At 70.1% G+C, this 25,529-nt stretch carries 17 protein-coding genes; 7 read left to right on the top strand and 10 right to left on the bottom strand.

Features of this window, described 5'->3' with window-relative positions; genetic code table 11:
* Positions 1–39: 39 nt before the first annotated feature.
* Positions 40–552, bottom strand: coding sequence for a hypothetical protein (locus tag OHB49_RS30000; protein ID WP_329164086.1), 513 nt, complete (start codon positions 550–552; stop codon positions 40–42).
* Between the two features lie 108 nt (positions 553–660).
* On the opposite strand from OHB49_RS30000, the gene OHB49_RS29995 reads away from it, so the two are divergent.
* From OHB49_RS29995 to OHB49_RS29975, 5 genes are all read left to right on the top strand, one after another.
* Positions 661–2,631, top strand: coding sequence for a hypothetical protein (locus OHB49_RS29995; protein ID WP_443079580.1), 1,971 nt, complete (start codon positions 661–663; stop codon positions 2,629–2,631).
* A 378-nt stretch (positions 2,632–3,009) separates the two neighbouring features.
* Positions 3,010–3,330 carry a hypothetical protein gene (locus OHB49_RS29990; protein ID WP_329164085.1) on the top strand — a complete coding sequence of 107 codons (321 nt, stop codon included), beginning with the start codon at positions 3,010–3,012 and terminating at the stop codon, positions 3,328–3,330.
* 243 nt (positions 3,331–3,573) lie between these two features.
* Positions 3,574–4,479 (top strand): metal-dependent hydrolase, encoded by a 906-nt coding sequence (locus OHB49_RS29985; protein WP_030970665.1) that lies wholly within the window; start codon positions 3,574–3,576, stop codon positions 4,477–4,479.
* Between the two features lie 3 nt (positions 4,480–4,482).
* Positions 4,483–5,562, top strand: coding sequence for a PDR/VanB family oxidoreductase (locus tag OHB49_RS29980; protein ID WP_329164084.1), 1,080 nt, complete (start codon positions 4,483–4,485; stop codon positions 5,560–5,562).
* 69 nt (positions 5,563–5,631) lie between these two features.
* The gene (locus OHB49_RS29975) at positions 5,632–6,354 is read left to right on the top strand and encodes a TetR/AcrR family transcriptional regulator (protein ID WP_329164083.1); all 723 of its coding nucleotides are present in this window, start codon (positions 5,632–5,634) and stop codon (positions 6,352–6,354) included.
* A 12-nt stretch (positions 6,355–6,366) separates the two neighbouring features.
* Here the strand turns inward: OHB49_RS29975 and OHB49_RS29970 are convergent, their stop codons facing one another.
* The 9 genes from OHB49_RS29970 to OHB49_RS29930 form a co-directional block, all read right to left on the bottom strand.
* Positions 6,367–6,717, bottom strand: coding sequence for a 5-carboxymethyl-2-hydroxymuconate Delta-isomerase (locus OHB49_RS29970; RefSeq protein WP_030970659.1), 351 nt, complete (start codon positions 6,715–6,717; stop codon positions 6,367–6,369).
* 106 nt (positions 6,718–6,823) lie between these two features.
* Positions 6,824–8,860 carry an ATP-binding protein gene (locus OHB49_RS29965; protein WP_329164082.1) on the bottom strand — a complete coding sequence of 679 codons (2,037 nt, stop codon included), beginning with the start codon at positions 8,858–8,860 and terminating at the stop codon, positions 6,824–6,826.
* Between the two features lie 264 nt (positions 8,861–9,124).
* Positions 9,125–14,437 (bottom strand): pullulanase-type alpha-1,6-glucosidase, encoded by a 5,313-nt coding sequence (gene pulA / locus OHB49_RS29960; RefSeq protein ID WP_329164081.1) that lies wholly within the window; start codon positions 14,435–14,437, stop codon positions 9,125–9,127.
* A gap of 405 nt (positions 14,438–14,842) precedes the next feature.
* On the bottom strand, positions 14,843–16,549 hold the full coding sequence (locus tag OHB49_RS29955) for a carbohydrate-binding module family 20 domain-containing protein (RefSeq protein WP_329164080.1): 1,707 nt from the start codon (positions 16,547–16,549) through the stop codon (positions 14,843–14,845).
* Positions 16,550–16,968: 419 nt separating this feature from the next.
* Complete coding sequence (locus OHB49_RS29950) at positions 16,969–18,027, bottom strand: LacI family DNA-binding transcriptional regulator (RefSeq protein ID WP_030970651.1); 1,059 nt, start codon at positions 18,025–18,027, stop codon at positions 16,969–16,971.
* On the bottom strand, positions 18,012–19,688 hold the full coding sequence (locus tag OHB49_RS29945; RefSeq protein WP_030970649.1) for a glycoside hydrolase family 13 protein: 1,677 nt from the start codon (positions 19,686–19,688) through the stop codon (positions 18,012–18,014). The genes OHB49_RS29950 and OHB49_RS29945 overlap by 16 nt, the downstream gene beginning before the upstream one ends.
* 99 nt (positions 19,689–19,787) lie before the next feature.
* On the bottom strand, positions 19,788–20,693 hold the full coding sequence (locus OHB49_RS29940; protein WP_443079579.1) for a sugar ABC transporter permease: 906 nt from the start codon (positions 20,691–20,693) through the stop codon (positions 19,788–19,790).
* Positions 20,690–21,703, bottom strand: coding sequence for a carbohydrate ABC transporter permease (locus OHB49_RS29935; RefSeq protein ID WP_030970645.1), 1,014 nt, complete (start codon positions 21,701–21,703; stop codon positions 20,690–20,692). The genes OHB49_RS29940 and OHB49_RS29935 overlap by 4 nt, the downstream gene beginning before the upstream one ends.
* A gap of 22 nt (positions 21,704–21,725) precedes the next feature.
* Complete coding sequence (locus OHB49_RS29930; RefSeq protein WP_313936987.1) at positions 21,726–23,000, bottom strand: extracellular solute-binding protein; 1,275 nt, start codon at positions 22,998–23,000, stop codon at positions 21,726–21,728.
* Positions 23,001–23,405: 405 nt separating this feature from the next.
* Here OHB49_RS29930 and OHB49_RS29925 point away from each other — a divergent pair, with 405 nt between their 5' ends.
* Together OHB49_RS29925 and OHB49_RS29920 are read left to right on the top strand one after the other, a co-directional pair.
* Positions 23,406–24,473 (top strand): LacI family DNA-binding transcriptional regulator, encoded by a 1,068-nt coding sequence (locus OHB49_RS29925; protein ID WP_030970640.1) that lies wholly within the window; start codon positions 23,406–23,408, stop codon positions 24,471–24,473.
* Between the two features lie 72 nt (positions 24,474–24,545).
* Positions 24,546–25,478, top strand: coding sequence for a phosphatase PAP2 family protein (locus OHB49_RS29920; protein WP_329164079.1), 933 nt, complete (start codon positions 24,546–24,548; stop codon positions 25,476–25,478).
* Positions 25,479–25,529: the final 51 nt, after the last annotated feature.

Here is a 25,529-nt window from a genome sequence, read left to right as displayed (position 1 = left end):
TCCCCCTCTGCAGCACCCCACCCCCTCCAACCTGCGCGGTCAGCTCCCGTGGTGACCGGAGTGCCCTCCCTCGCTCCCCCCACTGCCACTACTCCCCGAGTGGTGCGGCGAGGCGGTCTCCACCGTCCCCCCGAGCCGGCCGCGCAGCGCTGCGACCACGTTCGGCTCGCCGACGGCGACCCACTTCCGGCCGACGAGGTACGAGCCGCCGTAGTCGTTGGCCTCGTTGATCCACTCGCGCTGCCCGCGGTCGGTGGCGAAGGTGGCCAGCACATAACGTCCGTCGTCCGTCGTGCAGTTGGCCTGGCGCAGTTCCTGCGCGTCGGTCTGGATGTTCGGCTTGCACTGCGCCTTCGTGGCCAGCTGCTCCAGGCTGCCGGTCGCGGTCGGCGGGACGTCCGGCTTGTCGTCGCCGTTCCCGCCGGCCGAACAGGCCGTGAGAAGGGCCAGGCTCGCGAGGGCGGCCGCGGCCGCCCGGATCCCGAGCCTGCCGGCCTTGAACCCACCGGCCCCGGAACCACGTCCTCGTCGCATCTCCAACTGCGTCACCATCCGGCCATCGTGCCCCTTCGCTCCCATCGGCGCGGCCGAACGGCCGGATCGGACAGCAGCGGCCGTACGCCGGAGTGACCATCGCACGATTCGCTCGTTCTGCTGAACGTGCGCCCACTGCCAGAAGTACCTTCCGCCGCCGCCCCGGTGGATGGCGAGCAGGTCGATGTGGAGCAGGCCGAAGCGGCGCTCGTCGAGCACTATCCGCGGCTGGTCCGGCTCGGCTATCTCGTACTGCCGCCCTCCCTCGGCCGCAACCGCCGCGTGCTGACCGCCCACTCACTCGCCCAGCGGTCCCTGCCGCTGGGACGCCGGACGGCGTTCGCCGCCGGGGACGGCATCCCGCTCCCCCGCCGGCCCGTCGGTGCGACCGGGGTCGACCCGGGGTATGCGCTCATCCGGCAACGGGTACTGCGTACCGCCCTGCAGGCGGGCCTCCCCCTGCGCCGGCCGGCGTGGCCGCGACGGGCCCAACTGCCGCCGCTGCTGCCGCTGGTCTGGGGTCTGCGACTGTTCCCGCACTCCGGCGGCGCGGACGAACTCGCCCTGGACCAGGCACTGTCGGCGCTGTCCGGACCGGCGCGCGCGGCGCACGTCCTGCGCGGCCTGGAGGGTCTCGCGGACGGCGAGGTACGGCGGGTGCTCGCCGCCGCCGGAGTGGCGGACCCGCAGGCGGCGCTGATGGAGGCCGACACGGTGGCGGCGCCGTACGCGCTGCTGGCCTCCACGGAGTTCGACCCCTGTTCCCTTCAGGCCCGCCCGCCGGATCTGCTGCGCCGCCGCCAGCACGCGAAGGCTGCGCTGGCGGCGGTCGCCGCACTGCTGGTGTGCGGGGCGCTGCTGGGTCTGCCCGGCAACGGCTGGGGCCGGGACCAGACGTCCGCGCCCCTGTACGCCCGTAACCCTGCGGCCGAACAGGCCCTGAAACCTGCGGCGTTGCGACGTGTGGCGCCGGCTTTCTGGCAGCGCTCGCCCCGTACCGACTTCACCGCCTGGCCCACCCGCGGGGACCGCACCGACGACGCCCGACTGCTGCGGCGCGCACTCTCCGTCTGGGCGCGTCCCGGCACAGCGGTGCGGTCGTCGACGACGCCGGGCACGCCGGTCGGGCCACCGATGGGCTCCCCGCAGCTGCTGTACGCCGGCGAGGTGGGGACGGCCTCCGTCGTGCTGTTCTACGACGGGCTGCGCATCGTGCGGTACGCGGAGGCACGCAACGCCGATCCGGCGCAGGGCGCGGCGCTCGACTTCGCGCGGGTCGACAGCGCGGACGCGACCTCCGCCGACGCCCTGATCGTGAGCCGTGGGCCCCGCACGGTCCGCTATCTGACCGCGCCCTGGGTACGCAGGGTGTCCGTACGGAATCTGCTCGCTCCCGCCCGGGCCGCACGGGCGCTGCACCGCGACCGCAACGGCGTCACGGATGCCCTGCCGAGCCCGGCAACTGCCACGCGCTGCCGCTCCTGGCCCGCCGTCGAGATGCACGCCGGTACCTCGACCCGGCTGCTGACGGACCTCGGCGAACTCGCCCCGGCCCGGCTGACCTCGGGGTCGCCGTCGGCGCCGCACGACGTGTCCGGGCGGGCGGAGCGGGAGAGCTGGGCGCGGACCGCCTGTCTGCTGACGGCGGTCCGGTCGCGCGGCGTACGGTCGGTGAACTCCTGGCCGTACGCCCGGCAGTGGCTGCCCGAGGGCAACGGCTACGCGCAGTGGCTGTGCACCCGGGCGGAGACCTGGCGGGGCACGGGGAGCAGGGTTCTCGCCCAGTTCCAGGCCTCGTCGACGTTGCCCGCCGCTGGCGGTGTGGTGTCGCCGGGAGCCGTCGCGGCGCGCGCCGAGGATTCACCGGCCTGCGGGGCGCGGGATCCGCGGGTGCTGGCGGGTGTGCTGTGGAAGTCGCGTGGCGGCCGGTGGTACGTACTGGCGGCGGGCAGCGAGGAGTTCGCGTCGCTGACGACGTCCGGCGGGGTGGGGGGCCGGGCGCAGGGGCATCTGCTCGCGGTACCGGCACAGGCGGGCGACCGGGCGCAGCTGAGCGGACTGCTGGCGAACGGGAGCCGGGTCGGCGCCCTGCGCTGACCATGCCGCCGTGCCCTTCCCGTGCTGCACGCCGTGATCCTCTGCTCGGCCGAATGGCGCGCGGCGGCGGACCGTCCGGCGCGCCCGCAGAGCGGGGCGCGCAGTCGCCGCCGCACGGGCGCACCCCCGATACCTCGGCGAGAACCAGCAGGTGGGGCGGGGTGCCGAAGGGCGGATGGCGACGGACACGGGAGGGGACGGGGGAGGCGAACGGAGGTCCACGGATTGCCTACAGGACCCGGTTCCACTACCGGCTGCATTGCAGCAGATCGGGTGTCTTGGAGCGCGTGGCGCGGTCGTTATCGGTCGTCGGGGGGCGACGGTTGCGAGGTCAAATCCGAGCAGGCGCTTCGCCGCCTGCTGCGACAGGAGATTTCCATGCATGTTCCACGCTTCGCTGCCGCCGTCTGTGTGGCCGCCGTCGTCGTGCTGGGTGGTGCCGGCGCAGCTCAGGCCGCCGCCCCCAGCGCTGTCGGCGTTGCCCACTCCGTGCAGGTCAAGGACGGTCGGCACGGGGATGGCGACCGTCGGGACGACGGACGCTGGGGCCACAACCGCTGGGACGACGGACGCTGGGGCCACAACCGCCGTGACCACGGACGCTGGGGCCACGACCGCCGTGACCACGGACGCTGGGGCCACGACAACCGCAACCACGGACGCTGGGGCCACGACCGCTGGGGCCACAACCACCGCTGATCCGATCCGAACCGCAGTTTGAACCGGGCCCGTGGCGCCCTCCACCGAGGAGGACCGCCACGGGCCCGACGCGTACGCGTCGGCTTCGGCCGAACCGCCGACCGGGCACGGTCCGGGGCGAACTACCGGCAGCCGCTGGGACGAACGCAACGGACAACGCCCTCCGTCACCCACCGGTCCGCGCCTGCAGGAATTCGCTGCACGCCCCTGTTCCCCCCGCGTACCCGTCAGTACATTGACAACATGTCTAACACGCAGCCAGCGGCGGTCGCGTCGGAGCGAACCGAGCTGAAGGCCCGCAAGGTCTCGTTCGCCTGGGAGAAGACTCCCCTCCACTGGGTGCCGGGCGACCCCTTCAGCACGCACACGATGAATGTGCTCCATCTGCTGCTCCCGGCCGGGGAGCGCTGGTTCATCCACGTGTACCGGCAGGTGCTTCCGTACATCCATGACGAGCAGCTGCGACGCGACGTGATCGGGTTCATCGGCCAGGAGGCCGTGCACTCCCAGGCCCACGACGACGTGCTCCCCCACCTCAAGAAGCTCGGGCTCGACCCGACCCCGTACACCGCACAGGTCGACTGGTTCTTCGAGAAGCTGCTCGGCGACCGGACGCTGCCGCCGGGGCGCGCCCGCAGGTGGTGGCTGATGGAGCGGGTGGCGATCATCGCGGCGATCGAGCACTACACGGCGTTTCTCGGCGACTGGATCCTGAACTCCGAGGCCCTGGACCGCAAGGGGGCCGACCCCACCATGCTGGACCTGCTGCGCTGGCACGGCGCGGAGGAGGTCGAACACCGCTCGGTGGCCTTCGAGGTCTTCATGCATGTCGACGGCGGCTACCGGCGCCGGGTGCGCACCTGGGGGCTGGCCTTCTCCGCCCTGGTCTTCCTCTGGCAGCGCGGTGTCCGCTTCTTCATGGAGAACGACCCCAGTCTGCTGGACGGCAAGGCGTCGTTCAAGGCGTTCTACGACAGCGGCAAGCGCGGCACCCTGCCCTCCACGCCTGCCCTGCTGCGCTCCATCCCGCGCTATCTGAGCCACTCCTACCACCCCTCCCAGGAGGGCAGTACGGCGCAGGCCGTCGACTATCTCGCCCACTCGCCCGCGGCCCTGGCAGCCGAGGCCCGTACGACGGGAACCCACTGACCCATGGCCCTGCCCCGCCTGCGCACCGTCGTCCTCGTGGCCGGCGCCGCGCTGCTCGCCAAGCGCGCCCTGCACCGGCGCATCGAGAAGTCCCCGCTGTGGCCACTGCCGGCCCTGGAGGAACCGGTCTCGGGTCACTCCGGCCGCCGCTCCACCACCACCCGCCGCCTGCTGATCACCGAGCGGACCACGCCCGCGGACGGCGTGGTCCAACTCCGCCTGGAGGGCCCGGACCTCCCCGCCTGGCAGCCCGGCGCCCACCTGGACCTCGTCCTCCCCTCGGGCCTGGTGCGTCAGTACTCGCTCTGTGGCGACCCGGCCGCGCCCGACACGTACACGGTCGCGACCCGCCTGGCCGAGGACGGCCGCGGCGGTTCGCGTGAGGTCCACGCCCAGCTGCACGAGGGCGTGGAGATCGAGATCCGCGGCCCCCGCAACCGCTTCCCGCTCATCACCGGAGCCCCCGCGTACGTCTTCGTCGCGGGCGGCATCGGCATCACCCCGATCCTCCCGATGCTGCGGGCGGTTGCCGCCTCCGGCACCGACTGGCGGCTGCTCTACGGAGGCCGTACGCGCGCCTCGATGCCGTTCCTGGACGAGATCGAGAAGCTCGGCGCGGAAGGCAACCGCGTCACGGTCGTACCGGAGGACGAATCCGGCCACCCGGACGCAGCGGCAGCCCTCACAGGCCTCGCGCCCGGCACGGCGGTCTATTGCTGCGGCCCGGAACCCCTGATGGACGCGGTCACGGCCGCACTTCCCACGGACTGCACCCTGCACCTGGAACGCTTCACGGCGGCGGCCACGTCACCGGCCGGCTCCGGCGACTTCGAGGTGGAACTGCACCGCGCCGGCCGTACGGTCCGGGTCGCGGCCGGCCAGTCGATCCTGGCAGCGGTCCGCGAGGAACTTCCGTATGTCTCGTACTCCTGCGAACAGGGCTTCTGCGGAACGTGCCAACAGCGCGTCCTGGAGGGCGAGATAGATCACCGCGACGAACTCCTGACGGACTCGGAACGCGACGACTCGATGCTGATCTGCGTGTCGCGGTGCCGGGGGGAACGGCTGGTGCTGGATCTGTAGGCCGGCGCGGGCGCAGGCCGCCCGGACACCGCCGAGCCCCCTTCCCGGCCCGGTCGGTACGCTGGTGGCATGACGACCGGGGTGCGGCGCAGGATGGGCGTCGATGAGCGCAGGCAGCAGCTGATCGGTGTCGCGCTGGAGTTGTTCAGCCACCGCGCCCCCGACGAGGTGTCCATCGACGAGATCGCCGCGGCGGCCGGAATCTCCCGACCGCTCGTCTACCACTACTTCCCGGGGAAGCAGAGCCTGTACGAGGCGGCGCTGCGTCGGGCGGCCGACGAGTTGGCCGGGCGGTTCATGGAACCGCATGAAGGGCCCCTGGGGGCACGGCTGTTGCGGGTCATGAGCCGGTTCTTCGACTTCGTGGACGAGCACGGGCCCGGGTTCTCCGCGCTGATGCGGGGCGGGCCCGCGGTCGGGTCGTCGACGGCGAACGCGATGATCGACGGGGTACGGCAGGCGGCGTACGAGCAGATCCTCGTCCACCTGGGGGTGGAGGAGCCCCCGGCACGGCTGGAGTTGGTCGTGCGGTCGTGGGTGTCGCTCGCCGAGTCGACGGCGTTGATCTGGCTGGACGGGCGGCGGATTCCCCGCGCGGAGCTGGAGATGCAGCTGGTGCACGACTTCGCGGCGCTGGCCGCGGTGAGTGCGGCGTACGACACGGAGATGGCGGGAATCATGCTGCGGGTCCTCGCTGAGGAGCCGGTCGACGGGCCGTTCGGAGATCTACTGACGCGGCTCTCCGCCTTGTCGCCCGCCGTGCCGGCTGTGCCCTCGCAGCGGTTGTCCTGACGACGGTACGGGTCAGCGCTTGCGGTAGGACGGGTCCAGGTCGCGGGTCTCGGCCGAGGCGTGGACCGTGAGGCCGTCGGTGGGCTTGATGTGTGCGGTCAGCAGCTCCAGTACGGACTCGGTGAGCTGTGCCTTGATCTCGCCGGAGCGGCCGGGCAGCAGGCCGATCGAGATGTGCAGGATGGCGTCACCGGTGACGGCGTCGGCCACGACGGACTCGTCGACCCGGCGGAAGCGGGTCTTGCAGGCGGCAATCTTCGTGGTGACCGTCTCGGCGACCAGCGGGTGCAGGGCTTGTGCGAAGCCGCGGCGGTCGAAGGCGTCGTCGAGTTCGGCGGAGTAGTCGACGGTGATCTGCGGCATCAAGCGCTCCAGGGTGCGGTACGGGCCGTTGTCGGATCTCACCCTTACGGTGATCAGCACGACCGCACAAGGGGATTCGCCCCGGCCGTGATCTGCGTGACAGCCCTTAGCCGAGCAGTTCGCTCTGGAGCGCCGCGGCGAGGCCCACTTCCGCGTTCTCGGCCCGGCCCTGCTCGAAGGCGCGCTGGTAGGCGGCGTCGCCGATCGCCGCGCGGGCCTGACGTTCGCAGGTCTCGCGGACCGGGCCGAGCTCGGGGGTGCCGCGCAACGGGTGGCCGACCATGCGCCAGTACGACTGTCCGGTGCCGTACACCCGGGCGGCGCGGGCGCCCGCGCCCGTGGCGGCGATCGCCGCGGCAAGGACGTCCAGGCCGAGGGCGATCCCGAAGCGGTCGCGGAGCCGGTGCTTGCCGACGAGCATCGACCGGGCGTGCGCCGCGGACGCCTCGGGGCGTCCCTGCAGCAGGGCGATCAGCGCCAGTTGGTAGTCGGCGTACGACAGGGTCCAGCATTCGTCCTGTGCTTCGCAGGCCGACCTCAGGGCTGTGGCCGCCTCCGCGGCCTCGTCGAGCCGGCCGAGGCCGGTCAGTGCGAAGACGGTGATCAGGTGGCAGCGCAGCCGGTACGCCGAGTCGACGGGGGTGGTGCCCTCGGTGATCCGCAGTACGCGGGCGACTTCGCGAAGGCTGGTTTCGGGGTGGCCTGTCAGCAGGTCGGTGAGGCCGCGCAGGTAGGCGGCGGCGAGGATGCCCTCGTCTGTTCCGTCGTGGGCCGCCGCGCCGGAACATTCGCAGCCGAGGCGCCGGGCGGTCGGGTAGTCGCCCTGGAGCAAGGCGCAGACGCCGAGCACCCACAGCAGGCGGGTGCGGTGCGGGCCCTCGGAGGGTCCGGCGTCGAGGGCCCGCTGGGCGTACTTGCGGGTCTCGGGCAGGTGGCCGCAGCAGCACCAGAAGAAGCCGATCCGGCCCGCCATCTCCTGGGCGGCGGCGCCGTCGTGGACGAGCAGGTGCTCGAGTGCGGCGCACAGGTCGGCGTGTGTCTCGGCGATGCGGTGGTACCAGAAGATCTGGTGGTGGCCGGTCCAGCCGGCGTGGGCGCTACGGGCCAGGCCGAGGAAGCAGGCGGCATGCCGGTCGGCGGCGGCGCGTTCCTCGCCGAGCTCGGCGAGCCACATCCGGCCGTACTCACGGATGGTGTCGAGCATCCGGTGCCGCCCCCCGTCCCGTTTGACGACGGACTTGGCGACCAGTCCTCTCAGCGCGGTGTCCACGCCGTCCTCGGTGAGCGGTTCTTCGGCGCACACCTCACGGGCAGCCGCTTCGTCGAAGTCGCCCCGCAGGACGGTCAGCCGGGCCCAGAGCAGCCGTTCCAGCGGGGTGCAGAGTTCGTGGCTCCAGCCGATCGTGGTGCGCAGGGTGCGGTGGCGCGGCGGCCACAGGGAGGAGTCGGTGAGTACGTCGAAGCGGGAGCCGATCCGTGCGGCGACCTGCTCGACGGTGTGCCGGCCGACTCCTCCGGCAGCCAGTTCGATGGCGAGCGGAATGCCTTCGAGGCGGCGGCAGATCTCGGCGGAGGCCTCGGCGTCCCCGGGTGCGTCGAAGGTGACGTCGGGGTCCGCGGCACGGGCCCGGTCCTGGAAGAGAGTGAGTGCGTCGGCCGCCCCTTCGACCGGCAGCGGTGCCACCTCGATGAGTTGCTCGCCCTTGATGTCGAGGGGCTGTCTGCTGGTGGCGAGCACGGTGAGGCCGGGCGACGTGGTGAGGATCTCCCCGAGCAGATGGCCGCAGGAGGGGCGCAGATGTTCGCAGGAGTCGAGGATGAGCAACAGCTGTTTGTCGGTGAGCCATTCGCACAGGGCGTCGATGGGCATGCGCAGGGTGTGGTCCGAGAGCCCGACGGCGTCGGACACGGTCGCGACGAGCGGCCCGTCGCCCTGGAGCGGGGAGAGATCCGCCCACCAGACTCCGTCGCGATGGACGGGTGCGGCCTGCCGGGCGGCGCGGACCGCGAGTCTGGTCTTGCCGACGCCGCCGGCGCCGACGAGTGTGGTCAGCCGGCAAGTACCAAGCGTGTGTTCGAGCCGGGCGAGTTCCGCCGTGCGTCCGACGAAGCTCGTCGTCTCCTCGGGAATGTTTCCCACCATGGTCACCGTCACTGTCACTGTCCGGCACGCGGCACGATCCAAACCTGCTCCGCCGGTGGAGTGCCGGGACGCCCTGCTCCTTCTGCCCGGACGGCCGGGGCGGGCTGAACCGGCCCGCCGGCCCGTACGACGCGGGCATACGCCCAACGCCTGTGTGTACGGGACAGCGGGCCGTGACCGGTCCATGTGGTGGGAGGGGCGCGCCCGGGAGCGTGGGATGTGGCTCACTCCCCGGCGGTTGCCCTCAACGTAGTCCTGTCCGGATCACCTCAGGGAGAACACGGCCACCGTGCGTCCCGGGACGGTGAAGCTTCCCGAACTCCTCTCGTACGAGGCCTTCTTGACAGTAGAATCCGCCCCCGCGGCCTGGACGGGGTGCAGGGCGTAGTCCTTCCCGGCCAGCTCCGCGATCTGCTGGTGCTCGGTGCCGGGGGTCGCGTTGAGGGCGATCACCAGTTTTCCGAGCCGCATCGTGATCACGCCGGGCGTCTCGTCCTTCCCGGAGAGCGGGAACGACAGGGTGGACTGCACCTGCTCCGTGGTGGAGAGGTCGAACTCCTTCTCCGTCGTGCGGATGGTGAGCAGGTCCTGGTACGCGGCGGACGCACCGTTGATCTGCGCGCAACCGGGGCTGAGCACGGCGGAGGTCAGCAGCGGCTTGGCATAGGACCACTTGGACTCGTTGTCGGCTGCCGGGGGAAGTCCGCGGCCGAAGCCGTTGCCGTCCCGGCAGTCCCAGTGCAGTGCGTTGAACCAGTCGCCGCTGTCGAACGAGTTGCGGTCCAGGGACTTGGAGCGCAGCAGGTCCGATCCCGCCTGGGAGAGCGACGGCCCCTGCGAGAGAGCGGCGGTCGCCATCGCCAGGACCTGCATCCTGGCCCGGTCGGCAGCCGAGGTGGCCGTCGGCAGCTTGAAGGCGAGCGCATCGTACAGCGACTCGTTGTCGTGGGCGTCGGCGTAGGCGAGGGCGTCGCCGGGGACCGCCGCGTATCCGGCGGGGGCCCCGTTGTAGTCGACACCCGAGCCCTTGACCGTACGGCCCGAGGAGTCGGTGAAGGTGTAGTCGGCGAGGTTGCCGGTCAGGCCCACCTTGATCAGGTCCTGGTAGTGGAGCAGCCGGGCCTTCTGTTCGGCGCGGGTGCCGTTGGCGGTCGAGGTGTTGGGGTCGGTGTAGAGGCCGCTGGCGAAGCCCTGGACGCCGGGGTCCTCATCGAACGGGCCGCCGCCGCGGACGGCGTCGCGGGCCCGGTCGGAGAAGGTGGCGACGCCGGTGCCGGCCATGTTCTTCTGGGTGGCCTGGACGAAACGGGCGTCATCGGCGATCTCACCGAAGTTCCAGCCCTCCCCGTACAGGATGATCTTCTTCCCGTCGACGCCGTCCTTGGCCACGGTCAGCGTGTCGAGTGCCTTGCGGACGGCGAGGATGTTCGCCTTCGGGTGGTGGCCCATCAGGTCGAAGCGGAAGCCGTCGACCTTGTACTCCTTGGCCCAGGTGACGATCGAGTCCACGACGAGTTTGCCCATCATGGTGTTCTCGGGCGCGGTGTTGGCGCAGCAGGTGGAGGTGGCGACGGTGCCGTCGTCCAGGAGCCGCTGGTAGTAGCCGGGAACGATCCGGTCGAGGACGGACTTGTCGTCCTGGCCGGAGGCGACGGTGTGGTTGTAGACGACGTCCATGACGGTCCGCAGTCCGGCACCGTTCAGCCCCTGCACCATCTGCCGGAACTCGACGGTACGCCGGGTGCCGTCGGGGTCGGAGGCGTACGAGCCCTCGGGAACCGTGTAGTGCAGCGGGTCGTAGCCCCAGTTGAACCCGTCGTTCGCGGCGGCCTTCGCCACGCACGCCTGCTGCTCCTCGGAGTCGGGGGCGTACACGGACAGGTCGCAGGCCGGCTTCTGCTGGGCCGACTTCTTCTCGGGGATGGTGCCGATGTCGAAGGCGGGCAGCAGATGGACGTAGCTCGTGCCGGAGTCGGCGAGCTCCTTGAGGTGCTTCATCCCGTCCGAGCGGGTGTCGGTGAAGGCGAGATACTCGCCCGGGTGCTCGGACGTGGGGTCCGCGATCGAGAAGTCGCGGATCTGCAGCTCCTGGATCTGGGCGTCCCGCAGCGGGACGGCGGCCGGCTTCTTCAGTCCGGTCCAGCCCTTCGGCGCGAGTGCCGGGGCGTCGAGGTCGACGACGAGGCTGCGGGCGGAGTCGGTGGTCAGGGCGGTGGAGTACGGGTCGGTGACCTTGTTGGTGACGATCTTCTGGACGGTGGGCGCCCACACCTTCACCACGTAGCGGTACGGCTTGCCGGTCCACTGCGCGGTGCCGGTGACGGACCAGACACCGGTGCGGTCGTCGCGCCGCATCGGGATGTTCTTCCCGTCGAGTTCCAGGGCGACGGTCTGCGCGGTGGGAGCCCAGACGGAGAGGGTGGGACGGCCGTGGCCGAAGACCGGGCCGAGCGCCGCGGTGCTCGCGCTCCTCCCGTACAGGTCGTCGAGCACACCTGCGCTCTGTACGCCGGTGGCGGCGAGCAGAGCGCCGTTGGCGGCGCGCTGGGTGGCGATCAGCTGGCCGCGCAGCGCCTCGCGGACCCTGTCCCGGTCACGCGGGTCGACGGTGAACGCCGGGTAGTCCTTGAGGTGCGGGTACTTCGCCTTCTGGGCGTCGGTCAGCGCGGACGGGGTGAGCCGCAGCCACCGGCCCTCGTCGGAGAGCGCCCCGTCGACGACGGAGATCCCGCCGTCCTTCGCGTAGACGAGCTGCTGGCTGGTGGCGTCGGTGGCCTTCACCTTCCACACGACGGTGTCGGAGTCGATCCACTGTGCCTCGGCCTTGGTGAGGTCGGGGGTGGGCACACCGCCGGTCTGCGGCAGCAGATAGCCGGGCTGTCCGGCGATCATCCACACCTCGTGGTCGTACGTGGCGATGTCGAGCGACTGGTCGCTGGGGAGGTCCTTCTCGTCGCCCTTGTGAAGGATGTAGCTGAGCGAGGTGGCGCCGTCGGTGAGCGGCACCTCGAAGGTGACGCCGTAGGCGTCCTTCTTCACCGGCTGGAGCGGCTTGGCCCAGTCCGTGGGTTCCTTGGCGCCGGTCCAGGTGTGCAGTCCCCAGCCGTCGTAGTCGCCGTCGGCCCGGTGGTAGTGCAGGACGGCCTTCGTCCTGTCCTGCGCCGGGTAGGCGCCCTCGGGGGCCTCGTCGGCCTGGCCGTCCTTGCCCTGCTCGATCCAGACCTGCCCGGTCCTCGCGAGGTCGAGGGTGCGCTGCGGCCCGTCGGCTGTGCCGTCCTTCTCGACGGTGTACGGGACGGAGGACACGCCCTCGTCGAGCTTGATCCAGGCGAACGCACCGTAGGCGTCGCGTCCGGTGAAATCGGCGGACCTGTCGCCCGACTCGATGTGCCAGCCGTCGTAGTCGCCGTCCGCGCGCTTGTAGTGGACGACGGCGTAGTCGCGCTCGACGGCGACGGGCTTCCCTTCCGCCGGGGCCTGTCCCGCGGTCGTCGAGGCGAGGGCGCTCGCGGTCCGCCCGGGACGGTCGACGACAACGGCCTTGTAGCGCAGCGGTGTTCCCGCCGCCACCTTGCTGTCCAGGTGCTGGGTGACCTTGTACGGGGCGTGGTCGGCGGAGCCGAGGGTGGCCCATGTGCCGTTGCCGGTCTGGGCGGCGAAGACGACCCGGTTGAGCGATCCTCCGTCGACGTCCGCGGAGATCTCCACGGTGCCGGTGGCTCCGGCGGCGGGTGCCGTCAGTGTGATCGAGGGCTTGGCGGCCGGGGCGCCCAGGGGCTTCTCGGCGCGCAGCACGATGCCTGCGAGGGCGGGCACGGTGACAGTGATCTTCTTGTCGGAGCCGCTGCGGACCGTACCGGAACCGCCGTACAGCGTACGGAAGTTCATGGCGGCCGACGCGGTGGGCAGCTCGACGGTCTTCGCAGCGGTGCCGTTGTTGGTGGCGACGATGTACTCGTTCGACCGCTCGGGGTCCGTACGGGAGAAGGCGTGGACGGAACCTTCCGCGTACCGCTCGGTCTGGACGCCGTCGCGCAGGGCCGGGTTCTTCCTGGTCAGTTCGGAGAGCTCGGCGATGTTCCGGTACAGCGGGTGGCCGGTGTCGTACGCGTCGGAGGCGTGAGTACGGTCGGTGCCCAGCTGGTCGTCGTCGAGGTAGTCGGCGGTCTGCGAGGCGAACATGGTCTGGCGGGCGTCCTTGTCGCCGCCCGCGCCGGTGAAGCCCTGCTCGTCGCCGTAGTAGACGACGGGGTTGCCGCGGCTGAGGAACATCACCTCGTTGGCGAGGCGGGCCCGGTCGACCAGCTCGGCGTCGTCGGCCTTCGGGTTGTCCTGCTTCAGGAACGCGCCGATGCGGCCCATGTCGTGGTTGCCGAGGAAGGTCACCTGCTCATAGGCGTTGGCCTTGTCGGTGGTGTACCGGTAGTCGTCGCCGAAGACGGCGGCGAGCTTCGCGGCCGGGGCGCCCTGCGAGGCGTACTGTCGGGCCGCCTCCTGGAACGGGAAGTCGAGTGTCGCGTCGAGCCGGCCCCGGGTGACGTACGGGGAGGTGAGGGCGGTGTCGGCGGAGTAGACCTCGCCGAACATGAAGAAGTCGTCGCGGCCGTGCCGGGCGGCGTAGGTGTCGAGGGCGGTGGCCCACTGGGTCCAGAAGTCCAGGTCGACATGTTTGACCGTGTCGATCCGGAACCCGTCGATATCGAAGTCGCGCACCCACTTCTCGTAGATCTTCTCCATGCCGGAGACGACCTCGGGGCGCTCGGTCCACAGGTCGTCGAGGCCGGAGAAGTCTCCGTACGTGGTGGACTCTCCGGCGTAGGTCGAGTCGCCGCGGTTGTGGTACATCGTGGGGTCGTTGAGCCAGGCCGGGACCTTCTCCCCGGTGTTCTTCGGCGTGTACGGGAAGGAGTCCGCGTCGACCTTCGCCAGGCCCTTGCTGTCGTCGAACGGGCGGCCGTCCCGGTCGAGGTACGGGTAGGCGCCCTTCGGCTTGTACCCGTACTTCTTCTCGGCGTAGTCGACGGTGTCCGCGGTGTGGTTGGTGATGACGTCGAAGAAGACCTTCATGCCCTTGCCGTGGGCCTTGTCGATCAGTTTCGACAGGTCGGCGTTGGTGCCGAAGTGCGGGTCGACCTGGGTGAAATCGGTGATCCAGTAGCCGTGGTAACCGGCCGATGCGTCCTTGCCGGTGCCCTGCACGGGGCGGTTCTTGAAGATCGGGGCGAGCCAGATGGCGGTGGTGCCGAGGCCCTTGATGTAGTCGAGCCTGTCCGTCAGGCCCTTGAGATCGCCGCCCTGGTAGAACCCCTTGTCCGTGGGGTCGTAGCCGGTCTCCAACCGTGAACCGGTGAGCCCGCCGCGGTCGTTGGAGGTGTCTCCGTTCGCGAACCGGTCGGGCATGACGAAGTAGAACTGCTCACGGGTCAGATCGTGCCGGGCGGACTGGGCGGCGAGCGCCGCGTCCGACGGCGGGCCCGGGGGCCTCGGCGCAGCGGAGGTGGCTGCCGCCGGGACGACGGGTATGAGCGCCGCGCACAGAGCGGCGACGGCTCCCCGCCTGAGGGTGGTACGGGACACGGGTGAGGTCTCCTTGATCGGTGTTGCAGGGGTTCTCGGAGTGGACGGACAAGTGGGGTGGGCCGGGGGGCGGGGGTCCACCAGGGCGTCTCCTCGGACGCCGCAGACTCCCCCACACCGCAGGGAAGCCGTGCCCTTACTGCGTCGTCCTGCGGGGATCGCCCTGGTACACCCCCGCCCCGGGCACCCGGGGGCCTCCGGCGCTGGACGCCCACCGGTCGGCGGCGGTGCGCCGGGAGGGGACGTATCGGGGCGATCCCCGCAGGGTGACGCAGTAAGTGGTCGGTTCGCGCACGGTGTCGGGGAGTCTGCGGCACCCGAGGAGACGCCCCGATGCGGCACCGGACCCCGGTTCAGCCCCCGGACCGGGGCGACGTGGTCAGCCGCCCCGGTCCGGGGAGGACCTCAGCTTCGCCAGACGTCGCTCGTCAGCGTCACCTTGCCCGACGACGGGACCGTCGCCGTGCGGTTGGCGCCGCTCTCCCACGTGACGGCGCCGCTCGCGTCCTTGCGGACGTACTTGTACTCGAACGACGTACCGGCGGGCATGCTCACGTCCAGCTTCCAGACCGGGTACGTGGCCGGGTCGAGCTTGAGCGCGCTGCCCGTGTTCCAGTTGCCGAGCGCGGACTGGTTCCCGGTGACGTAGATGTTCTGGCCGAGCTGAGTGGTCGCGTCGACACCGAAGGAGGCTCCGGAGGTACCCGCACCGGGCTCGGTGGTGCCACTGCCGGTGCAGGTACGCGCGTTCACCTGCAGTGCCACGGCGGTGTTCGCGCCGAGCGTCGCGGTGAACTGTCCCGAGCCGTTGACGGTCACCCCGTTGCCGGACTGGATGTCGCAGTAGTCACCGGCGGGCAGCGACGTCTGGAACGTGCGGGTGAGCGACGAGCCCTCGTGGTTGATGGCGACGTACGCCTTCGAGCCTCGGCCGAACCCGATCTGGTCGCCGCCGTTGTCCCACCAGTCGGTGACGGCCTCGCCGCGCGCGGTGTTGCGGAAGCCGACCATGGAGGAGATCTGCGGCCAGGCGTGCTGGCACTTCCAGCCGTCGCTGTAACAGGCGTTCACCGTGCCGCCGTTGGGCGGACCCGCGTCCTTGTCCGACCACTCGTAGCCGGAGTGGACGTCGGGCGAGCCGTACGGCCAGGCCAGCATGAAGACGTTGGCGAGGGTGTAGTTGGCGCCGTCCTTGTAGTTCAGGGTGTCGCCGCCGCGCTCTGTGTCGTGGTTGTCGACGAAGACCCCGGCCTTCGCGGACGGCATGAAGCCCCAGCCCTCGCCGAAGTTCTTCAGTTCGGCGAGGTTCTCGTTGTTGAAGACCTGCTTGAGGCTGCGGGCGTAGCGGAACTCCTGGACGTCCCCGGTGCCGGCGTACTCGTCGGGTGAGACGGCTTCGCCCGCCCCGTAGATCGCCTCCTGCTTCCAGTAGACGCCGGGGTCGGTCAGCCGCGACTTGATGTTGGCGAGGTCGCTCGCGGGCATGTGCTTGGCGGCGTCGATGCGGAAGCCGTCGACGCCGAGCGAGCGCAGGTCGTTGAGGTATCCGGCGATCTTGCCGCGGACGTAGTCCTCACCGGTGTCGAGGTCGGCGAGCCCGACGAGTTCGCAGTTCTGGACGTTGGCCCGGTCCTGGTAGTTGCTGATCTGTGCGGTGCAGTCGTCCATGTCGAACGAGGAGTACAGGCCGGGGTAGTTGTACTTCGTGTACGAGGAGCCGCCGGTGCCGGTGCCCGAACCGGACGACATGTGGTTGATGACGGAGTCGGCGACGACCTTGACGCCCGCGCTGTGACACGTGCTGACCATGGCGGCGAAGGCGGCCCGGTCGCCGAGCCGTCCGGCGATCTTGTAGCTGACCGGCTGGTACGAGGTCCACCACTGGCTCCCCTGGATGTGTTCCTGGGGCGGCGAGACCTGGACGTAGCCGTAGCCGGCCGGACCGAGGGAGTCCGTGCAGGCCTTGGCGACGGAGTCGAATTTCCACTCGAACATCACGGCGGTGACGTCCTTGTTGCCGGGTGCGGACGCCTGGGCGGGGGTGGCGGTGGGGACGAGGGCGGCGGCGCCGGCTATCAGGGCGAGCGCTGCAGACAGGGGTCTGCGTGCCATGTCTTTCCTCCTGCGGTGGGGGAAATGCGGGGATGACGGTGCAGCCTCACGTGGCAACGCGTCCTGCCCTCAAGGCTCCTGAAGGTTCTTGCTGCAAGAATGCAAAGCTTGCCGCGGAGCTGACCGTACGAGCCCGCCCCATCCGGGTCAACCCCCTGGACACGACCCGCTCACATCCACGAAATCTTGCATTTTTCTTCCTGCAAGGACTTACGCAAAATGTTGCGGCACTGTTAAGTTCATCCCGACTCCGGCCCGGTCGGCCGGGGGCCCCGGCACCCCAGGGGCCCCACGCGCCCGGCCGGCCGGGCCGGTCACGGCAAGAGAGGCACCCGGAGTCACTCACTCCCCGCCGGCCCTGTCCAGGGCCGACTCCTGGTGCCTCTCCTGTGCGTGCCGCTGTCTGCCCGGTCAGGCCGTCACGCGGGACGGACCGCGGCGGTGGACCCCCGTACCACCAGCTCCGGCTGGAACACGTACTCCGTGCGCTGCACGGGGCTGCCGCCGATCTCCTCCAGCAGCGCGCCGACCGCGGCCGCCGCCATCGCCTGTACGGGCTGCCGCACCGTCGTCAGCGGCGGATCGGTGAACGCGATGAGCTGCGAGTCGTCGAAGCCGACCACCGACACGTCGCGCGGCACGTCGAGCCCGCGGTCCCGGGCGGCACGCACCACGCCCAGGGCCATCAGGTCACTGCCGCAGACGATGCCCGTGCACCCCTGGTCGAGCAGCGCCCCGGCCGCGACCTGGCCGCCCTCGACGCTGAACAACGTGGAGCAGACGAGGAGTTCCGCCTCGGCTCGGGTCAGGCCCAGCAGCTTGACGGCGGCGTCGACGAAGCCGTCCCGTTTGCGGCGGGACGGCACATAGCGCTGCGGTCCGATGGCCAGGCCGACCCTGCGGTGGCCGAGTTCGGCGAGATGTCCGACGGCCATCCGCACGGCGGCGGAGTCGTCGGGCGAGACGAAGGGGGCGCTGATCCGCTCGTTGTAGCCGTTGATCAGGACGAACGGCACGCCTCGGTCGGTGAGTGCGGCGTACCGGGAAGGGTCGGCCGACAGGTCGGCGTGCAGCCCGGAGAGGAAGACGATGCCGCCGACGCCGCGTTCGACGAGCTGCTCGACGAGCTCGTCCTCGGTCGCGCCGCCGGGCAGTTGGGTGCAGAGCACCGGGGTGTAGCCGTGCCCGGCCAGGACCTGCTCGACGGACTGCGCGAACGCCGGGAAGATCGGGTTGGTGAGCTCAGGGGTCACCAGTCCGATCAGCCCGGCGCTGCGCTGCCGCAGCCGTACAGGACGCTCGTAGCCCAGGATGTCGAGCGCCGCGAGCACCCGCTGACGCGTGGTGTCGGCGACGCCCGGCTTGCCGTTCAGGACCCGGCTGACGGTCGCCTCGCTGACCGAGGCCTGACCGGCGATGTCCGAGAGCCTCAGCGCACCGCCGGTCCTGGGCAGGGGGACGGTCACACCGTCCACCACACCGTGGTGTCCGCGGGCAGCTCGATCTCGGCGCCGTCGGTGACGACAGGGCTGCTGGACAGCAGCACCTGGCCGCGGACCGGGATGCGAACCGGCCGGCCGGTCGTGTTGACGGTGCAGACGAAGCCGGGACGGGCGAAGGCCAGCAGCCCTTCGGGGGCGTCCAGCCACTCCACGGCGGTCCCGGCGCCGAGCCCCGGGTGCACCCGGCGGGCGGCGAGCGCGGCCCGGTACAGCTCCAGTGTCGAGCCCGCCGTGCCGGTCTGGGCCTCGATGCTCAGTTCACCCCAGCTGTCGGGCTGGGGCAGCCAGCTGCCGCCGTCGCCGAAGCCGTAGGAGCTGCCGTCGCGGGTCCACGGGATCGGCACCCGGCAGCCGTCGCGGAAGCCGTCCTGCCCGTCGGCGCGGAAGAACGACGGGTCCTGGCGGGCCTCGTCGGGCAGGTCGGTGACGTCGGGCAGGCCGAGTTCCTCGCCCTGGTAGACGTACGCGGAGCCGGGCAGCGCCAGCATCAGCAGGCTGGCGGCACGGGCCCGGCGCAGGCCCATCTCGCGGTCGCCCGCGGTGCGGATCTGGGTGCCGAGGCCGGGCGGGTTGGCGAACCGGGTGGCGTGCCGGGTGACGTCGTGGTTGGAGAGCACCCAGGTGGTGGGGGCGCCGACCGGGCGCATCGCGTCGAGCGAGACGTCGATGACCTTGCGCAGCTCGGCCGCGTCCCAGTCGGTGGACAGGTACTGGAAGTTGAACGCCTGGTGCATCTCGTCGTGGCGCACATAGTTGGCGGTGCGCTCGACGGTCGGGGTCCAGGCCTCGGCGACGGCGATGCGGTCGCCGGGGTACTCGTCGAGGATGGTGCGCCAGGAGCGATAGATCTCGTGCACCCCGTCCTGGTCGAAGAACGGCATGACATCGTTTCCGAGCAGCTTGAGCTGGTCGTGGGCGCCGAGGTCGGGCAGGCCCTCGGCCTTGACCAGGCCGTGGGCGACATCGACGCGGAAGCCGTCGACGCCCATGTCGAGCCAGAACCGCAGAATCGAGCGGAACTCGTCGGCGACGGCCGGGTGTTCCCAGTTGAAGTCGGGCTGCTCGGGCGCGAACAGGTGGAGGTACCAGTCGCCGGGCGTGCCGTCCGGATCGGTGGTCCGGGTCCAGGCGGGGCCGCCGAAGATGGACTCCCAGTCGTTGGGCGGCAGTTCGCCGTCCGTGCCCTTGCCCGGGCGGAAGTGGTAGCGCTCGCGCAGTGCGGAGCCGGGGCCCTCGGCGAGGGCGCGCTTGAACCACTCGTGCTGGTCGGAGGAGTGGTTGGGCACCAGGTCGACAATGATCCGCAGGCCGAGGTCGTGGGCGTCCCGGATCAGTGCGTCGGCGTCCAGCAGCGTGCCGAACATCGGGTCGATGGCGCGGTAGTCGGAGACGTCGTAGCCCGCGTCGGCCTGCGGCGACGCGTAGAACGGGCTGAGCCAGACCGCGTCGACGCCGAGGTTCTTGAGGTACGGAAGTCTGTCCCGTACGCCTGCGAGATCGCCCATGCCGTCGCCGTTGCCGTCGGCGAAGCTCCGCGGATAGACCTGGTAGATCACCGCGTCCTGCCACCAGCCGGTGCGGTGGCCCGGAGCAGCGTCGGACGTGCCGGTGGAGGGGGCAGCGAGGTGCTGGGTCATGTCGTCCCTGAGGTGTCTGGGTGGGGAGCGGCGCCGGGACCGGGTCGGGGATCCGGCGCCGCCGTTCCTTGGTGCGTGCGGGTCGTGCTGCTGGGTGCGTCAGCCCTTGACGGCCCCGGCGGACATGCCGGTCACCAGGTGTCGCTGGGCGAAGAGGAAGACCAGGGCCGCGGGTATCGCGATGAGCACGGACGCGGCGGTCATCGGCCCCCACTGGGCTCCGTACTGGTTGACGAACTTCTGCAGCCCGCCCGCGAGCGTGAGGTTCTCGTCGCCGACCATGAAGGCGGAGGCGTACGCGACCTCGCCCCAGGCGGTGATGAAGGAGTAGAACGCGGTGACGGCGAGGCCGGGCTTGGCGAGCGGCAGGATCAGCCGCCAGAACGTGCCGAACGGGGTGAGGCCGTCGACCTGCCCGGACTCGTCGATCTCGCGCGGGATGGTGTCGAAGAAGCCCTTCATCATCCAGGCGCAGAACGGCACCGCGATGGTGAGGTACGTGATGACGAGGCCGGCGGGCTGGTTGAGCAGGCCCAGGCTCGACATGATGTTGTAGATCGGCACGATGAGGACGGCGACCGGGAACATCTGGGTGATCAGCAGCGTCCACATCAGCCCGCGCTTGCCGGGGAACCGGAACCGGCTGACGGCGTAGCCGGTGGTGGCGGAGACGAAGACGCCGAGGACGGTGGTGAGCCCGGCGATGATCAACGAGTTGCCGAACCAGGTCAGGAACTCGGTGTCCTTGATCAGGTCGGTGTAGTTCTCGAAGGTCGTGTCCTTGAAGAAGTCCGTCGTCGTCGCGTACGTGGCGGGCTTCAGCGAGGTCAGCAGGACCCACAGCACGGGGAACACGGCGATCACGGACGCCACGATCAGCGTGAGGTGCAGTCCGACGGAGGCGAGCGGCGAGCGCTCTCCGCGCAGCCGGACCTTGCGGGCCGAGTGGCGCGCGGCGGGGGCGACGCGGCGTGCGGTGGGTGCGGGTGCGGGTGCGGTGGTCACCAGTTATCTCCCTGCGTGCGGAGGACTCGCCGGTAGACCGCGGCGAAGAGCATCAGGAGGACGAGGATCAGCACGCCCCAGGTGGAGGACTGCGCGAAGTCGCGCGGGCTGATCTCGAAGGAGAACTTGTACGCCTGGGTGACCAGGATCTGAGTGGCCTCGCCCGGTCCGCCGCGGGTCAGCAGGAAGATCACCGGGAACATGTTGAACGTCCAGATGGTCGACAGCAGGATCACGGTGGTGGAGACCGGCCGGAGCCCCGGCAGGGTGATGTGGCGGAACCGCTGCCAGGCGGTGGCACCGTCCATCTCGGCGGCCTCGTACTGCTCGCTGGGGATGGACTGCAGACCGCCGAGCAGGGCGACCATCATGAACGGCACGCCGAGCCACACATTGACGGCGATGACGGAGAACTTCGCCCAGGTGGGGTCGTTGAGCCACGGAATGCCGTCGATGCCGGCACCGGAGAGGATCTTGTTGAGCAGCCCGCGGTCCTCGTTGTAGAGGAAGCGCCAGGCGAAGACGGAGACGAAGCCGGGGATGGCCCAGGGCAGGATCAGCGCCATCCGGTAGGCGGAGCGGCCGGCGATCCGGCGGTTGAGGATGTTCGCCAGGGCCATGCCGAGGACGAACGTGACGCTCACGCAGGAGACCGTCCACACCAGGGTCCACCCGAGCGTGCCGAGGAACTGGTTGCCCGTGAGCGCGTCGGCGTAGTTGTCCAGGCCGACGAACTTGTACGTCGCGGGCATGTGGTTGACGCCGATGGACCGTTCGACGTTGCGCTCATTGGCGTCGGTCAGCGACAGGTAGATGCCGCGGACCAGCGGGTAGCCGATGATCACGCCGATCACGACGACCACCGGGGCGACCATCGTCCAGGCGTACCAGTGGGTCGACAGAGTCCGCCGGAACCTGCTCGGTGGTGGGGTACCAGTACCGCGGCTCCGGCCGCGGGCGACATTGTCGCCCGCGGCCGTCGCCACCGACTGGCTGGTGTGGACAGCCATCAGTCGGCCTGCCTTTCTCTGGCTACTTCCAGCCCTTGAGGAGCTTGCGGTAGGAGTCACCGGTGGCCTTGGCGGCCTTCTCCGGCGTGGTCTGGCCGGTCAGGACCTTGGTGTACTCGGTGACGAGCGGGGCGAAGAGGCTGCCGGTCTCCGGGATCCAGGGGCGCTCGACGGCGGTCTCGACGACCGGCTTGAAGAAGCCGACGATCTCGTTGTCGACGACGGCTTCCTCCGAGTAGGCGGAGGTACGGGTCGGCAGGAGGTTCAGCTCCTTGGTGACCTGGGCCTGGGTCTTCGTGGACGTCATGTAGTCGACGAAGGCGTAGGAGGCGTCGAGGTTCTTGGAGCCCGCGTAGACGGCCAGGTTGTGACCACCCTGCGGGGCGCCCTGCGCGGCGGAGCCGGCCGGGACCGGGGCGACGCCCAGGTTGGCCTTGTCCTTGAACTCCGTGCCGGCGTAGGTGTCGGCGACGGCCCACGGGCCGTTGATGATCATGGCGACCTTGCCGTCCTTGAAGGACGACTGCATGTTCTCCCAGCCGTCCGTCGCGTCGGTCTTGGCCGCACCGGAGTCGACGAGGTCCTTGACGACCTTCATCGCCTTGACGCCCTCGGGGTTGTCGACGGTGACGGACTTGGTGGACGCGTCGACGAGGTCGCCGCCCTCGCCGTACAGGAAGGACAGGAACCAGTACGCGTCGTCGCCGCGCAGGTACAGGCCGGTCTTGCCGGTCTTTTCCTTGATCTTCTTGGAGACGGTCTTCAGCTGGTCGACGGTGGTGGGAACCTCGACGCCGGCCTCCTTGAAGATCTTCTTGTTGTAGAAGATGCCCATGGAGTCGATGACCTGCGGCACCGCGTACGTCTTGCCGTTGTACTTGGTGGAGGCGGCGGCCTGCTTGAGGAAGTCGTCCGCCTTCTGCAGGGCGGGGGTGCCGTCCAGCGGGGCGAGGTAGCCGAGGTCCGCGAACTCGGGGGTCCAGGCGACCTCGGAGCGGATCACGTCGGGAGCGCCGGAGCCGGACTGGGCAGCGTTCTTGAACTTGTTCTGCGCCTCACCGAAGGGCACGTTGACGTACTTGACGTCGACCTTCGGGTGCTGCTTCTCGAAGTCTTCGGCAATCTTCTTGAAGACCTTGTCCTCGCTGCCCACGGTGGAGGTGTCCCACCAGGTAACGGTCCCGGAGAGCTCGCCGGAGCTCTTGCTCGAGCCGTCGGACTTGTCATCGCTGCCGCAGGCGGTCGCCGCAAGCGCCAGGGCCGCGACCAGGGCGGTGGCCGTTATGCCACGTCGCATCTGAACTCCTTCAACTGCCGTACCGCTCCATCGCGGCGCCGGGTCGACGAGGAACGTAACAAGGATGAAAGATGGCCGAAAGAGTTTGCGGAAGATTTCTGCAAGCTTCGACGATCGTTACATTCGCGTGTCCTCACGGTTGCCGTCAAGCCTCTTGACGGGAGTGCCTCATCCCTGGCAGCAGGAGGGGCCGGTCGTGACTTCGCAGTGCGACGATCCGACCGCAGCCTGCAGCCCGGCTTCGCAAGACCTTGCAAGATGTTGCGGCGGCACCGCAGATCGGCCTGCGGCGGTACGTACCGCCCCGCACACCGTCGGTCACCGCCACTCCGCGGACAGCACCGCAGTCGCCCGATTCCCGCGCATGGTGGGCAATCCGACACGCGCCCGGTACAGTCCACTCCCATGACCGCACGGCTTGCCGATATCGCAACTCAGGCGGGGGTCAGCGAAGCTACGGTCAGCCGTGTACTGAACGGCAAGCCAGGTGTTGCTGCAGCCACCCGCGAATCAGTCCTCGCGGCGCTCGACGTCCTCGGCTACGAACGGCCGGTACGGCTGCGCAGGCGCAGTGCGGGACTGGTCGGTCTGATCACGCCCGAGCTGGAGAACCCCATCTTCCCGGCACTCGCCCAGGTCATCGGCCAGGCGCTGACGCGGCAGGGCTACACACCGGTGCTGGCGACGCAGACCCCCGGCGGTTCCACCGAGGACGAACTCACCGAGATGCTCGTCGACCGTGGCGTCTCCGGCATCATCTTCGTCTCCGGGCTGCACGCCGACACATCGGCCGATATGCAGCGGTATGAGCAACTGCGCGCCCAGGGTGTGCCCTTCGTGCTGGTCAACGGCTTCTCACCGAAGGTGCAGGCGCCCTTCATCTCGCCCGACGACCGGGCGGCGATGCGGCTCGCGGTGACTCATCTGGTCTCGCTCGGCCATCAGCGCATCGGCCTCGCGGTCGGCCCCAAGCGTTTCGTTCCGGTGCTCCGCAAGATCGAGGGGTTCCGCTCCACCGTGCAGGAGCAGTTGAACCTCACCTCGGACGAGGTGGAGCCGCTGATCCAGCACTCGCTGTTCACACTGGAGGGCGGCCAGGCTGCCGCCTCGGCGCTGATAGAGCGCGGGTGCACGGCGGTGGTGTGCGCGAGCGACATGATGGCGCTGGGTGCGATCCGGGCCGCGCGTCGGCTGTCGATGGAGGTGCCGCGCGACCTGTCGGTCGTCGGCTACGACGATTCGCCGCTCATAGCGTTCACCGATCCGCCGCTGACCACGATCCGTCAGCCGGTGACGGCGATGGGCCAGGCCGCCGTGCGCACCCTGCTCGAAGAGATCGGCGGCACACCGGCGCCGCACAGCGAGTTCGTCTTCATGCCGGAGTTGGTCGTCCGCGGTTCGACGGCCGCGGGGCCCGGCCCCGATCCGGCCTCTGCTTCCGGGACGGAATCAGGGTCGCACGCCCGCCTGTAAGGGCATGATGTGCAACCGGAACCCGACCGGAGGATGATCGGGAAGAGGACGCAACTGAAAGAATCGACGCCTATGGGTGAAGTGAGCGTGCAGTCACAGGAAGGCCGACCGGCGGCCACCCCGTCACCCATCGCGGACGAGGCGGCTCCCGGCACGCAGCGGGACGACAGGCCGGCATGGTTGCGTTCGCTGCGGTCCCCCCGTCGGCCGCGCATCTATTTCGAGGTCCTGCTGATCGCGGTGAGTTACTGGGTCTACTCACTGGTGCGCAACGCCGTCCCCGAGCAGAAGGCCGCGGCACTCAGCAACGCCGACTGGCTCTGGTCGCTGGAGAAGTACCTGGGCATCGCCGTCGAGCAGTCGGTCAACCACGCGGTGAACTCCGTGACATGGCTGATCGTCTCGATGAACTACTACTACGCGACACTGCACTTCGTCGTCACCATCGGTGTGCTGATGTGGCTGTTCCGTCGCCATCCCGGCCGTTACGCGGCGGCGCGCCTGGTGCTGTTCGCGACCACGGGCGTCGCGCTGCTCGGGTACTACCTGTATCCGCTGGCGCCACCGCGCCTGATGAACGGCGGCCACTTCATCGACACCGTGCTGGTGCACCACACCTGGGGTTCGATGGCCTCGGGCAACTTCAAGAACATGTCGAACCAGTACGCGGCGATGCCGTCGATGCATATCGGCTGGTCGCTTTGGTGCGGCCTGACCATCTACGCGCTGGCGTCGGCGCCCTGGGCACGCATCGCGGGCCTGCTGTACCCGGCGACCACACTGATCGTGATCGTGTCGACCGCCAACCACTTCTGGCTCGACGCGGTGGGCGGCATGACCTGCCTTGCGTTCGGCTACGCGGTGTCGTTCGCCTGGTACGGATCGCTGCCGCACCACCTTCAGAAGCGGGTCACGCGCCCTGCCGGGGCCAGACTCTCGGCGCTCGGCCCGGGCGCGCCGATCAGGGTCGGGCAGCCGGCCGCGGAGGCACCAGCGCGCCGGTAACCGGCTACTTCCTCGGCCGCCGGACCGGCCGGCATGGCCGACGGCCCTTGG

The organism is Streptomyces sp. NBC_01717, assembly GCF_036248255.1.
Taxonomy (GTDB): Bacteria; Actinomycetota; Actinomycetes; order Streptomycetales; family Streptomycetaceae; genus Streptomyces.
Note: the sequence above shows the minus strand (reverse complement) of the source record. Positions and strands in the feature narration are given on the sequence as shown.